Raw genomic sequence first — 12245 nt, 5'->3', positions numbered from 1 at the left:
CCTGCGATGACATCCCCCCATCCCCCCGCTGTCCCCGATCTGCACGCGCCCTTCATCCAGGGGCGCTTGCCCGATCACTTCAAGCACTCCACTCCCGCCGACTTCAAGCGTCTTCGCGACAGTCACCTGGCCGAGCAACACGGTGCCTCGGCGCCCGACCATTGGTTCAACAGCGCCCTTGAGGTAGAACGTCAGTCCCTGCTGGAGTATCAGGCCCGCCGCCGTCACTCCAGGACGGCGTTGGCCATCACGCTCAAGCCACTGCAGGGCATTGGCGAATTTGCCGAGCCCTTGCTCCAGGCGCGTATTGCGTCTGTGTTGGGCGTGACGGTTGATCTGAACAAGGATGAGTTCGTCCAGATCACCCGCGAGCCGGACATGGCTGGCTCCATGCTCAGGACCGTTCCACAGCGGCAAAGCCTGATGCAGGCTGCGCTGCAGAACTTTGCCAAGGACGTCGAGTTCGAGGCCGGCACTGCGCTTGCGCCCAAAGATGCGTTCAGTCTGGAACTGGTTCCCGCCAACCCGGGTGCCTATCCGCGCTTTCGCTATCGCTATCGGGAGAAGCTATCCATCGAGCCGGCGCGGTTCGCCCGCCTGTGCCACGACCTTGACCTCGGCGGACAGTACCAGCGGCACCTGACCCAGGTGTACGGCAACCCTGCTACCCGCAACACGGTGCGTGAGCAATCCGTTGTCGCCTGCAAGGATCAATTGCGGGTTGATATGCAGATCGCCTTCCTGAAGCAGGACATCGGTCCCTCGGCCCGGCAGATGCTGCTGGCGTTGCTGGGAGGGGAGCGGGCTCCGCGCTTCAATGACAGGCCGGTCCGTTGCTGGCAGTTGTCGATGTTCGGCACGGCATTGGCCCAGGTGCTGCTGATCAGCGGTGGCCTGGGCAGAGGAGACAGCGCCGAGCCGCTGTTGGTCTACCTGCCGGGGGCGCCTTCGAGTCCGTTGAAGGAATATCCCTCGGCCAGCGCGGCCATACGCGACCTGCGGGTCAAGCTGCGCTTGCCCGACTATCAGGCACTGTTGCGCCGGTATGTGCCCAAGGCCAGCGAGGCCCATGTCATGCACCGGCTCGAAGGGGTGTTGTACCACCAGGTTCGCCAGCCCAATGGGGTGCATGAGCGCCAGCCCGATCCCAACGCCAATCTTAATTTGAGCGCAGTGCCCATCGAGGCTGAGCTCTTCGGTCACCTGCAGGACCGTTACGTCGAAAAGCTCAAGGCCGATGCCAGGACGCTGGCCGTGCCCAGCGCCGATGCCGATGAGCAAGCGCGCAAGGCACGCCTGGCGTACTGGGAGAGCATGGGTTTCGATCTGCTTAACGCCGCCGCGTTCTTTGTGCCCGGGCTGGATCTGGTCATGGCGGCCGTGGCAGCAGAGCAATTGTTCGCGCAGGTGGTCGACGGCGTTCATCTCTGGGAGGAGGGTGATCGGGACGAGGCCTGGTCGGTTTTTGAGGCGGTGGGGCTGAATACCGCCCTGATGGCGGGGCTGGGCGTGGTCGGTCATCAGGCGTCGAGGGCCGCTTCAAGCGAATTCATGGACGGGCTGATCCAGGTCAGTCGGCCGGACGGCCAGCTTCGTTTGTGGAAGCCGGACCTGAAGCCCTATGCCAGTGAGGTGGATCTGGCCAACGAGGTGTGCGACGCACAGGGGGTATACGCGCTCGCCGGCAAGCGCTACCTGCGCCTGCACGATAGCGTTCATGAGATCGCCCAGGGCGCGGATGGCGAATGGCGGATTCTCCATCCCGGCAACGCCGAAGCCTATCAACCGCAGCTCAGGCATAACGGCCAGGGTACCTGGGTGGCGAAGGGCGAGCAGCCGCTGACCTGGAGCCGGCGGCAACTGTTGTGCCGCATGGGTCCGGTGACTCACGGGCTGGAGGATATCGAGCTGGCGCACGCAGCCGATATCAGTGGTATCAGCGACGATATGCTGCGTCGGGTGTACCTGGAGAACACCCCGATCCCGCCGTTGCTGGTCGACACCCTGCGACGGCTGCGCCTGGATCAGCGTATCAGCCGGATGGTCGAACATATGCGCAGCGGCTTGCCTGGCGGGGTGGACATGGGCTTCTGTGCAGGGCTGGCGATAGAGTTGCCGGGCTGGCCGGAGCGGGTGATCGAGGTGTTCGACGGGCCTGCGTTCTCGGGTGCTTCGACGGCCTATGGGCGGCAGCTCTGGCCGGAAGGCCGGTCGATCAAGGTGCTTGCCCGTGACCTGTTTGACAACCGCCTGCCCGAAGCCATCGTTGCGCAGCTTGATGAAGACGAAATCAATCACCTGCTGGGCGCGGGTGTGGCGCCCGATACGCGGGCGCAGGTCGTACGTGAGCGATTGGCCAGACGTATCATCCGGCGTCGGAGGACGATCTTCGAAAGCCTGTACGACCAAGGCGAGGTGCCCAGGTCGCCGAGGGCCAGGATTCTTCAGCAACGGTATGCCTCGCTGCCTGATGAGGTCGTCGATGAGCTGCTCAGCCACGCCAGCGGCCTGGAGGACGGCAATCAGCGAATTCCCCTGACCCTGGCAGAGGAAGCCCGCCTGTATCAGCGCCAGATTCGATTGAGTCGAGCATTCGAGGGCCTGTATCGGTCAACCATGGCAAACCGGGACAGTGATCGCCTGGCCTTGCGCTTGGTGGAAAAGCTGCCCAGCTGGAATGGCGGGGTTCGTTTCGAGCTGCGCAGAGACACCCCGGACGGGCACTTGCTGGAACAGCTCGGCGGCACGGGCGCGGCGTTGAAGAGGACGTTCGTGCGCGAGCACGGGAGCTATGTCACATACGACGTTGACGGTCAGGTGCTCGCCAAGAGCGAGTCCATGGCCGCGGCCATCCTGGCAGCCCTTCCAGCCAACAAGCGCGCCGAACTGATGCTGGATTTGCCCGGACAGCCGCCGTTGCAGGCCTTGCTGTACCGGTTGGCCACGGACGACCGTGCGCAGGCCTCGCAGTTGTTGGGCCAGCAGCCGGTAAAGCCAGGGTTTCGTTCGCCGATGCGGCTGGCTGACGGACGAGTCGGTTACACGCTCGGAGGTACCCAGAGTACTCAAGCAACGGGACGACGGCTGAGCGAGCTCTACCCTGACTTGAACCGCAATCAGATACGGGACCTCAAGGTCCGTTTGTTATCGAAGTACGAGCATCTGGGCACCGCGATCGAGGTGCTGGAAAACGAATACGCGGAGCTTTCACACAGCCTGCGGGAATGGCAGCTTGAACTGCGGATCAGTGCCATCGAGCGTGATTACCGTTGGCGGATAGGACAGCGCCTGAAGGAGGCCTGGCGCCTTGCCGGTGACGGCGAGCGATCACATACCCTCGACTTGTCCGGGCAGCGCGTTTCCCGGTTGCCTGAACTGGAGGCCCGATTCGATCACATAAAGCAACTGAACATGGAGAGCATGGGGCTGGAAGAGCTGCCCGAGAGCTTCCTGGGCTGCTTCGGTGAGTTGCGTGAACTCATCTTGCTCAACAATAACCTGAGCACCGTTCCCGCGTCTGTGGCTCACATGACCAGCCTGAGCACCCTCGACCTGAGCATCAACTCATTGTCCAACTCGCTGAGTGTGTTCGCGCCGCTGCGCTCGCTCCACGGGCTACAGTCGCTGAACCTGACCAGCAATCGCCTGGCGAGTCTTCCCAACCAGGTATTGCGTGACCTGTGCGGCCTGCCTTCGCTGTGCCGGTTGAGCATGCGCTTCAATGGGTTGGTGTTGAGCGCCAGTGACCTCGAAGCATTGTCCGTCCTGCCGCTGGAGCGCCTGAGCCTGGGCAGCAACCGGATCGTCCTCGATGCCGATGGTGCGCGTGCGTTCAGCCGCTTTTCGCAGCTCCGGGTGCTGTCACTGTCATCCAACCCGCTGGGGCTTGCGCCGGATGTCGGCAACCTGGCGCTGTTGCAGCATCTGGACCTGGAGTCATGCGCCATCACCGCCTGGCCCCAGGGCCTTTCCCGGCTGATGAGCTCGCCACGTTGTCGCTTGCGCCAGGTCGAGCTGAGTTCGAACTACATCACTGAACTCCCGGAGTTGGCGAATACACGCTTCGCCGAGATTCTGCAGGAGAGCGATACCAATCAGAGCCGGCTGCACGTCAACTACAACCCGTTGTTGGCCGAGAGCGTGGCGCAGCTTGAAGCCACGGGCTCGATTTTCCACGCCACCGGGCAGTTCCAGCACCCGACCTTGCCTTGGCTGGTGGGGTGCAGCGCCGAACAGCGCGAGCTGTGGAGCGAACTGTTCGTTCGCCGGGGTAACAGTGAACTGATGGACGTTCTGGACCGTCTGGCCGAATCCCGGGAATACGAGATCAACAAATCTGGCCTGAACGACAGGGTCTGGGAGTTGCTTGAGTACAGCTCGCAACATGACGAACTGCGCGAGGAACTGATCGAGATCGCCCGCAGCTTTCCGTTTACCTGCGGCGATGCCGGCACGGATGCCTTCAGCGAGCTGGAAACCACTGCGCTGGTTCACCCTTTTGGCGCGGAGGCCGCCAACAACATCGAACTGAGCCATGTGCTGGTTCACCTCTACCGAAAACTGTTTCGGTGCCATGAGGTGCAGCGCCTGAGCGAACTTGTGGCCCAGCGTCGGGTGCTGCGGCGCCGGGCGCTGATCCGGCAGGAGACACTGCCTGATCTGGCCGTTCAGGACGACATCAGTGACGGGTTGCTCATGCGTGAGAATGTGGACGACATCGAGATCCGCCTGGCACTGCGCCAAGGCCTTGCGAAAGCGCTGAACTATCCCGAACTGTCGAAGGGCATGCACTACAGGGCGGAAGCAAACCTTTCGAAGAGAACGGTGATGAACGTCAGGGACGCGGTGCTGTTGAATGAGACCGCTGCAAACCGGCAACAGTGGATGGCCGCAGACGCGAGTTGGCAACGCTACCTCAAACGGCGTTTTCCCTTGCAGTTCGAAAGTGTCGTGGCGCCATGGGCCGATGGGTTGGAGTACCTGGAATACTGTGCGCAGGTCTACCAGGGCCCGGTGCCCACACTGGACCAGCGCGTGCTGGAGGTATTGGGTACCGCCCTCGGTGAAAGTCCGCTGGACGGAAATGGAGTGTTACGCAGAGTGGAACTGAGCGGTCAGCGCTACCTGAATGTCGTCAATGCCGTGAGGGATGCTCACCACAAGGCTGAGGTCGACTGTATTTCGCGATTGACCAAGGCGGAGGATGAGGCGGTCGAGGAACTTTAGGGGGCGGGATTGGCTGAATGAACAAAGGCCCCGGCAACGGTAATGCCAGTCAGTTAAACCAATTGGGGCCGCTTTGCGGCCCTTCGCGAGCAAGCTCGCTCCCACAGAACCCGAGCCAAGGTGCAGGTTGAACTGTGGGAGCGAGCTTGCTCGCGAAGGGCTGCAAAGCAGCCCCAACATAGCCGCCAAACGCTAACTGACTGGCATCACCCGATAAAGGGGCTTTGCCTGAACGATCAGCGGCGGCGGAACAGCGGCAGCGGTTCGTCAGTGGCGGCCTGGTAGGTCACCGAGAAGTCCTTGAGACTTTGCAGTGCATCTTCCGGGTCTTTGTCGGCGCGGACGGCGAAAGCGTCGAAACCGCAGCGAGCCATGTAGAACAACTGGTCACGCAGCACGTCGCCAATGGCACGCAGCTCACCGGTGAACTTGTAGCGATCACGCAGCAGGCGCGCATTGGAGTAGTTGCGCCCGTCGGTGAAGGCCGGGAAGTTCAGGGCGATGACCTGGAAATGCGCGACGTCTTCACCGATTTCCTCGGCTTCTTCGTCGCTGTCCAGCCACACACCCAGGCCGCCGTCGCGGGCTTTCAGGGCGTGGGCGTGTTCGCGCCACAGTTGCAGCGGCACGATGTAGTCGTCGCAGTTGCTCAGTTGCTCCAGGGTCACGTCCTTGGGCAGCAGGTGCCAGGTTTCGTCGACGATCTGGTTGTTCTTAATGATTCGCTGCATAGACGCGCTCCTTGAAGGGGTCGATGCCGATGCGCTGGTAGGTGTCGATGAAGCGCTCGTCTTCGTTGCGTTTCTCAACGTAGACGTTGATCAGCTTCTCGATCACGTCCGGCATGGCGTCCTGGGCGAAGGACGGGCCGAGGATCTTGCCCAGGCTGGCGTCACGGCTGGCGCTACCACCGAGGGAGACCTGGTAGAACTCTTCACCCTTCTTGTCCACGCCGAGAATACCGATATGACCGACGTGGTGGTGACCACAGGCGTTCATGCAACCGGAGATATTCAGGTCCAGTTCGCCGATGTCGAACAGGTAGTCCAGGTCGTCGAAACGGCGCTGGATGGATTCGGCGATCGGGATCGACTTGGCGTTGGCCAGCGAGCAGAAGTCACCACCCGGGCAGCAGATGATGTCGGTCAGCAGGCCAATGTTCGGCGTGGCGAAGCCATGCTCGCGCAGTTCCAGCCAGAGCGTGTGCAGCTCGCTCTGCTCGACATCGGCGAGGATGATGTTTTGTTCGTGGGAGGTGCGCAGCTGGCCGAAGCTGTAGCGCTCGGCGAGGTCGGCGACCTTGTCCAGTTGCTTGTCGGTCAGGTCGCCCGGGGCGACGCCGGTAGGCTTGAGCGACAGGGTGACGGCAACGTAGCCCGGCTTCTTGTGCGCCAGGGTGTTGCGCACGCGCCAGCGGGCGAAGCCCGGGTGCTGCTGGTCAAGCTCGGCCAGTTGCGTATCGAGGTTGTCCAGGGCCTTGTAGTCCGGATCGACGAAGTGCTTGGCAACGCGATGCACTTCGGCATCGGTCAGGGTGCTGCTGCCGCCGCGCAGGTGGACCATTTCGGCCTCGACCTTCTCAGCAAACACTTCCGGCGTCAGGGCCTTGACCAGGATCTTGATGCGCGCCTTGTACTTGTTGTCACGACGGCCGTAGCGGTTGTAAACCCGCAGGATGGCGTCCAGGTAGCTCAGCAGGTCCTGCCATGGCAGGAACTCGTTGATGAAGGCGCCGATTACCGGGGTACGGCCGAGGCCGCCGCCGACCAGTACGCGGAAGCCCAGCTCGCCGGCTTCGTTGTGCACCGGCTCCAGGCCGATGTCGTGCACTTCGATGGCCGCGCGGTCGCTGGTCGAGCCGTTGATGGCGATCTTGAACTTGCGCGGCAGGTAGGCGAATTCCGGGTGGAACGTAGTCCACTGACGGACGATCTCGCACCATGGGCGCGGATCGATCAACTCGTCGGCGGCGACACCGGCGAACTGGTCGGTGGTGACGTTGCGCAGGCAGTTGCCGCTGGTCTGGATCGCGTGCATCTGCACGGTGGCCAGCTCGGCGAGGATGTCCGGGATGTCTTCCAGGGCAGGCCAGTTGTACTGGACGTTCTGCCGGGTGCTGATGTGCGCGTAGCCCTTGTCATAGTCGCGAGCGATCTTCGCCAGCAGGCGGGTCTGACGCGAGGTCAGCTGACCGTAAGGCACGGCAACCCGCAACATCGGGGCAAAACGTTGGATATAGAGGCCGTTCTGCAGGCGCAGAGGGCGGAATTCTTCTTCGCTCAGTTCGCCGGCCAGGTAGCGGCGGGTCTGATCCCGGAACTGCTTGACGCGGTCCTCGATGATCCGCTGATCGTACTCGTCGTATACGTACATAGGGGTCCTGTTCTCAAGCTGCTTGCAGCTAATCGCGCGCACGGCCGCGCACTCCGGATGCGGAGCCGGGGAAAGATAGCAGGTTGTATTTATGCGCAAAAGTGATGTTTTTGCATATGAAAAGAACCATTTGGACTAAGTGAGATTTGCTGGCATTTACCGGTCTTTGCGAGGGGCTTGGCAGGTGCCGTCAGCCGACGAAACGAAGGTCGGACAGGGCGTCCGTCGACTCGTCAAAGTCCCTGCTTGAGCAATGGGCATTGCTGGACTTTACTGCTGGGGGTATGCATTCCCATAACCACCAATAAAAGAGGCAATGCAATGGGAAACCCGACCAAAGCCGTCAAAAGCGACAGCAATGTCGACGCTTGGGCAATCCTCTGCCTGATAGTCCTGGTTGTCGTGACCGCTGTGTATTGGGTCAGTCATCAGTGATGGAGCGCTGAGGCTGCCCGCAACAACCGTGATCTTGCGACCTGAAATGAAAACCGCCCGCGGCATGGACCCCGCGGGCGGTTTTCGTTTCAGCGGGCGGTAAGGTGCAGGGCCAGTTGGACCAGCCCGTACAGCACCAGAATGAACACCAGGGTGAACGCGATGCCCATGGCGATGAAGTGCGAGGGCTTGCCGTGGGTGAAGTCGCGCGCGCGGTTCTTGCCGCTCTGCACGCCGAAGGCGGCAGCGAGGGTGCTGTGCAGGAGTTGCCAGAAGGTGGGCGGTTTGCCTTGGCTTGGATCTTCCATGATGGGCTCCCTGTTCAGGTTTGACAGAGAGTCTAGTCGCTGAGGACGCTGGCAGAGCCGCTTGCGCGCCATTCACGGCGGTTCGGTGTCCCGAACCGCCGTGCAGCGGCTTTTAGACCCTCAGTTGTCGTAGCCGAGGTTCGGCGCCAGCCAGCGCTCGCTCACCGAAACATCCTGCGCTTTACGCGCGCTGTAGCTTTCGATCTGGTCCTTGTCCACCTTGCCGACCGCGAAGTACTGCGCCTGCGGATGGGCGAAGTCCCAGCCGCTGACCGCCGCTGCCGGGAACATGGCGAAGTGTTCGGTGAGGAACACGCCGCTCTGGCCGGTTTCGCCAATGGCGGTGCCGTCCAGCAGGCGGAACAGGGTGGCTTTTTCGGTGTGGTCCGGGCAGGCCGGGTAGCCGGGGGCAGGGCGGATACCGGCGTACTGCTCCTTGATCAGCGCGTCGTTGTCCAGGTGCTCGTCTTTCGCGTAACCCCAGTAGTCTTTGCGCACCTGTTCGTGCAGCCATTCGGCACAGGCTTCGGCCAGGCGGTCGGCGAGGGCCTTGACCATGATCGAACTGTAGTCGTCGCCCTTGTCCTGATAGGCCTTGGCCACTTCTTCGGCGCCGATGCCGGCGGTGGTGATGAAGCCGCCTACGTAGTCGGTGACGCCGCTGTCTTTCGGCGCGACGAAGTCGGCCAGGCTGAAGTTGGGCTTGTTGTCCGGCTTGATGGTCTGCTGGCGCAGGTGGTGCAGGCGCTCCAGCGGCTGGCCGTCGTCGCCGTAGACCTCGATATCGTCATCGGCGACCTGGTTGGCCGGCCAGAAGCCGAATACCGCGCGGGCGCTGATCAGTTTCTCGTCGATCAGCTTGGCGAGCATCTCCTGGGCGTCCTCGTACAGCGCGGTCGCCGCTTCGCCCACCACTTCATCGGTGAGGATGCGCGGGAATTTGCCGGCCAGGTCCCAGGAAATGAAGAACGGCGTCCAGTCGATGTACTGGGCGAGCACGTTCAGGTCGATGTCCTGCAGCACTTTGACGCCGGTAAAGCTCGGAACTGCCGGCTGATAGTCGGCCCAGTCGTACTTCGGTTTGGCGGCGATCGACTGCGCGTAGCTCAGGCGCTCGGTGCGGGCGCTGCGGTTGGCGGTGCGCTCGCGAACGTCGATGTACTCGGTGCGGGTCTTCTCGACGAAGGCCGGCTTCAATTCCTTGGACAGCAGTTGCGTGGCCACGCCGACCGCGCGCGAGGCGTCGGTGACGTAGATCACCGCGTCGTTGCTGTAGCGCGGCTCGATCTTCACCGCGGTGTGGGCCTTGGAGGTGGTGGCGCCGCCGATCATCAGTGGCAGGTGGAAGTCCTGGCGCTGCATTTCGCGGGCGACGTGGACCATTTCGTCCAGCGACGGGGTGATCAGGCCGGACAGGCCGATGATGTCGCATTTCTCTTCGCGGGCGACCTGGAGGATTTTCTCCGCCGGCACCATCACGCCGAGGTCGACGATGTCGTAGCCGTTACAGCCGAGCACCACGCCGACGATGTTCTTGCCAATGTCGTGGACATCGCCCTTGACCGTGGCCATGAGGATCTTGCCCTTGGCCTCTGGCTTGTCGCCTTTCTCTTCTTCGATGAAGGGGATCAGGTGCGCCACGGCCTGTTTCATCACCCGCGCCGACTTGACCACCTGGGGCAGGAACATCTTGCCGGCGCCGAACAGGTCGCCAACGATGTTCATCCCGCTCATCAGTGGGCCTTCGATCACTTCGATCGGGCGCGCGCATTGCTGGCGGCAGAGTTCGGTGTCTTCGACGATAAAGGCGGTGATGCCCTTGACCAGCGCGTGCTCCAGGCGCTTTTGCACCGGCAGCGAACGCCACTCTTCGGTTTCCACTTCCTTGGTCGCGCCGCCGCCACGGTAGTCCTCGGCGATCGCCAGCAGAGCGTCGGTGCCTTCCGGGGTGCGGTTGAGCACCACATCTTCGACGCGCTCGCGCAGCGCCGGTGGAATCTCGTCGTAGATTTCCAGTTGGCCGGCGTTGACGATGCCCATGGTCAGGCCGTTCTGGATGGCGTGGTAGAGGAATACCGAGTGGATCGCCTCACGCACCGGGTTGTTGCCGCGGAACGAGAACGACACGTTGGACACCCCGCCCGACGACAGGGCGTAGGGCAGGTGGTCGCGGATATAGGCGCAGGCTTCGATGAAGTCCACGGCGTAGTTGTTGTGCTCTTCGATGCCGGTGGCGACGGCGAAGATGTTCGGGTCGAAGATGATGTCTTCCGGCGGGAAGCCGACTTCGTTGACCAGGATGTCGTAGCTGCGCTGGCAGATTTCGCGTTTGCGCGCGGCGGTGTCGGCCTGGCCGACCTCGTCGAAGGCCATCACCACCACGGCGGCGCCGTAGCGCTTGCACAGCTTGGCGTGATGCTTGAAGGCGTCGACGCCTTCCTTCATCGAGATCGAGTTGACGATGCCCTTGCCCTGGATGCACTTGAGGCCGGCCTCGATCACTTCCCACTTGGAGGAGTCGATCATGATCGGCACGCGGGAGATGTCCGGCTCGCCGGCGATCATATTGAGGAAGCGGACCATGGCGGCCTGGGAGTCGAGCATCCCTTCGTCCATGTTGATGTCGATCACCTGGGCGCCGGCCTCGACCTGCTGCAGGGCGACTTCCAGTGCTTCGGTGTAGTTTTCCTCGCGGATCAGCCGGGCGAACTTGGCGGAACCGGTGATGTTGGTACGCTCGCCGACGTTCACGAACAGCGAGTTGCGGTCGATGGTGAAGGGTTCCAGGCCGGACAGGCGGCAGGCCCTTGGAATCTCGGGGATTTCCCGCGGCTTGTACTTGGCCACGGCCTCGGCGATCGCCTGGATGTGGCCCGGGGTGGTACCGCAGCACCCGCCGATGATGTTGAGGAAGCCGCTGGCGGCGAACTCTTCGACCACCACGGCCATTTCCGCTGGCGTCTCGTCGTATTCACCGAAGGCGTTGGGCAAACCGGCGTTCGGGTGCGCGGAGACGTGGGTGCCGGCCTTGGTCGACAGTTCTTCCAGGTACGGGCGCAGGTCCTTGGCGCCAAGGGCGCAGTTCAGGCCGACGGAGATCGGGTTGGCGTGGCGCACCGAGTTCCAGAAGGCTTCGGTGGTCTGCCCGGACAGCGTGCGGCCGGAGGCGTCGGTGATGGTGCCGGAGATCATGATCGGCAGTTCGATGCCGTCGTCCTCGAACACCTGCTGCACGGCGAAGATCGCCGCCTTGGCGTTGAGGGTGTCGAAGATGGTTTCGATGAGGATCAGGTCGGCGCCGCCCTCGATCAGGCCGCGGGTGGCCTCGATGTAGTTTTCCACCAGTTCGTCGAAGGTGACGTTGCGGTAGCCGGGGTCGTTGACGTCCGGGGAAATCGAGCAGGTGCGGCTGGTCGGGCCCAGTACGCCGGCGACGAAGCGCGGACGGTCCGGGGTTTCCAGGGTCTTGGCGTCCGCCACCTGGCGCGCAATGCGTGCGCCTTCGACGTTCAGCTCGTACACCAGCGCTTCCATGCCGTAGTCGGCCTGGGAAATCTGCGTGGCGTTGAAGGTGTTGGTTTCGAGGATGTCGGCGCCGGCGTCCAGGTAGGCCTTTTCAATGGCGGCGATGACGTCCGGGCGGCTGAGCAGAAGCAGATCGTTGTTGCCTTTGACGTCGCTCGGCCAGTCGGCGAAGCGCGTTCCACGATAGTCTTCTTCCTCAAGACGGTAGCTTTGGATCATAGTGCCCATGCCGCCATCTAGAATCAGGATGCGCTCTTTGAGTGCTTGCTGAAGTGCTTGGAAACGAGCGCTGCGGTCAGACATTGGGACTACCTGGGTCAGACAAAGACGAAAGTTGCGGGATGATAACAAAGCTGCGCGCTTTTTAGACGCGCTGCA

The 12245-nt window shown here is 62.5% G+C and carries 5 protein-coding genes; 1 reads left to right on the top strand and 4 read right to left on the bottom strand.

What is annotated here, in order from left to right; all coding sequences use genetic code 11:
- The first annotated feature begins 6 nt into the window (after positions 1-6).
- The gene (locus HWV67_RS07325; RefSeq protein WP_175650589.1) at positions 7-5226 is read left to right on the top strand and encodes a dermonecrotic toxin domain-containing protein; all 5220 of its coding nucleotides are present in this window, start codon (positions 7-9) and stop codon (positions 5224-5226) included.
- 236 nt (positions 5227-5462) lie between these two features.
- On the opposite strand, the gene HWV67_RS07320 is transcribed toward HWV67_RS07325, so the two are convergent.
- From HWV67_RS07320 to metH, 4 genes are all read right to left on the bottom strand, one after another.
- Positions 5463-5957, bottom strand: coding sequence for a DUF934 domain-containing protein (locus tag HWV67_RS07320; protein WP_175650588.1), 495 nt, complete (start codon positions 5955-5957; stop codon positions 5463-5465).
- Positions 5941-7599 (bottom strand): nitrite/sulfite reductase, encoded by a 1659-nt coding sequence (locus HWV67_RS07315; RefSeq protein WP_095155076.1) that lies wholly within the window; start codon positions 7597-7599, stop codon positions 5941-5943. Before HWV67_RS07315 ends, HWV67_RS07320 begins: the two co-directional genes overlap by 17 nt.
- Positions 7600-8123: 524 nt before the next feature.
- On the bottom strand, positions 8124-8342 hold the full coding sequence (locus tag HWV67_RS07310) for a DUF2970 domain-containing protein (protein WP_110968648.1): 219 nt from the start codon (positions 8340-8342) through the stop codon (positions 8124-8126).
- A 120-nt stretch (positions 8343-8462) separates the two neighbouring features.
- Positions 8463-12170, bottom strand: a complete 3708-nt coding sequence (gene metH, locus HWV67_RS07305) for a methionine synthase (protein ID WP_175650587.1) — start codon at positions 12168-12170, stop codon at positions 8463-8465.
- Positions 12171-12245 lie beyond the last annotated feature (75 nt).

The sequence above is a fragment of the Pseudomonas sp. Marseille-P9899 genome, assembly GCF_903166565.1.
Classification (GTDB): domain Bacteria; phylum Pseudomonadota; class Gammaproteobacteria; order Pseudomonadales; family Pseudomonadaceae; genus Aquipseudomonas; species Aquipseudomonas huaxiensis.
Note: the sequence above shows the minus strand (reverse complement) of the source record. Positions and strands in the feature narration are given on the sequence as shown.

Coding starts and splice junctions, on each gene's coding strand:
- HWV67_RS07320 (WP_175650588.1), bottom strand. CDS start 5,957: ATGCAGCGAATCATTAAGAACAACCAGATCGTCGACGAAACCTGGCAC.
- HWV67_RS07310 (WP_110968648.1), bottom strand. CDS start 8,342: ATGGAAGATCCAAGCCAAGGCAAACCGCCCACCTTCTGGCAACTCCTG.
- HWV67_RS07315 (WP_095155076.1), bottom strand. CDS start 7,599: ATGTACGTATACGACGAGTACGATCAGCGGATCATCGAGGACCGCGTC.
- metH (WP_175650587.1), bottom strand. CDS start 12,170: ATGTCTGACCGCAGCGCTCGTTTCCAAGCACTTCAGCAAGCACTCAAA.
- HWV67_RS07325 (WP_175650589.1), top strand. CDS start 7: ATGACATCCCCCCATCCCCCCGCTGTCCCCGATCTGCACGCGCCCTTC.